A 1352-nucleotide genomic window follows, 5' to 3' on the forward strand; every position below is an offset into this window, starting at 1 on the left:
TCATCATATCTCTTCATGAGAAATGAGGAGATAGATATGCTTCTCGTTCTTCCCGTGAAAAGAGTCAGCATAATAGCCTATCAAATAATGATATCGACTGTATATCAGGGTCTTACCTTATCCGTCTTCATCGGAATAGCTCTTCCTTTTCATCTGAGAGTCGATCCCAGTCCATGGATTGGGATTCCCGCGCTCGTTCTGGTAGTAATAGACACTGTGCTCTTGGCCTCCATAGTTTCAGTGGCTTTCGGAAAGTTCATGTCAAGGGCGGCAGCGCGAAAAGTGATGTTTGTTGTTCAGATAATCGCTGGTTTCATGTTTTTTATTATCGTTCAGCTGGTTCCGAGAAGCACGGACAATATACCGCTGTACTTGCAGAAGCTGGCATCCGCATGGGGAGTTCTTTCGAATCCCATGAACGTTTTTACCTGGAGTGTAAAAGCTTCGGAGCAGCCGATTTATCTTCTTGTAGGCCTTGGGGCAATTCCGGTTTTGGGATACATATTTTTCAGAGTAGCTTCATCTATTAAGTTTGAACCGGTTTCCTATACAAAAAGCAGAACGAAAACGGTCTCCTTTAATGGGAGATCGCGAGGGGTGTTGCTGAGAAGAGAGCTAAAAATCTATAAGCGTTATGAGCAACTTATATACTATCTTTTCTACCCCGTAGTGTTCGGTCTGATTTTCGGACTCATTTCAGATGACGCTGTTGCTTCGATATTTACTACGGTGCTCATAAGCACTATTTTTACAACAATTCAATCTGCATTTCTTATGGGAAGAGAGTTCCCTTTCATTGAAACGACAAAGACACTTCCCATCTCTCTGGGAAGAATGATAGCCCTGAAGGCAACCTTGCCCGTTCTGCTGGGGTCAGTTCTCTTCGTCGGGGTTCTCACAACCAGCATACTCGTGAAGGGCGAGTCATTCGGCTATTTTGTTGTAGTTCCCATAGTCTTCGTCCTATATATTACCTCTTCTCTATTAGGAATCAGGGGTGTCCTGGTATCCCCACCGGATCAGATGGATAATCCGAATACTTTTATGAGAACAAAGTTTGTCCTTCTGAACCAGGTGATCTGCATGGGCCTCAGCTTTGGTGCAATAATGCCACTAACAACAATACTGAGTGGCGCTTCAGAGAGCAATTCAAATATCTGGCTCATCCTGATTTCTCTAGCGTCGCTTGCGGTAGCTATCTTGATTTCTATCTTCAGCTACAAAAAGGTGAAGCTGGTAATCAACGAGATCTAAACAAGTTCATTGCTCACGATACTCTTAAACATTTGGACCAGTTTCGGGTCAAACTGGGTACCTGAGCAGTTCACTATTTCTTCAACTGCCTCTTCTTT

Annotated in this window: 1 protein-coding gene; it reads left to right on the plus strand. The window is 43.6% G+C overall.

The genetic code is table 11. The features are described from left to right. Positions 1-1254, plus strand: a 1254-nt coding sequence (locus tag BG32_RS12525) for a hypothetical protein (protein ID WP_121526931.1), incomplete at its 5' end; no start/stop codon positions are given. Positions 1255-1352 lie beyond the last annotated feature (98 nt).

Origin of the sequence: Mesotoga sp. HF07.pep.5.2.highcov (assembly GCF_003666285.1) — a bacterium.
Taxonomy (GTDB): domain Bacteria; phylum Thermotogota; class Thermotogae; order Petrotogales; family Kosmotogaceae; genus Mesotoga; species Mesotoga prima.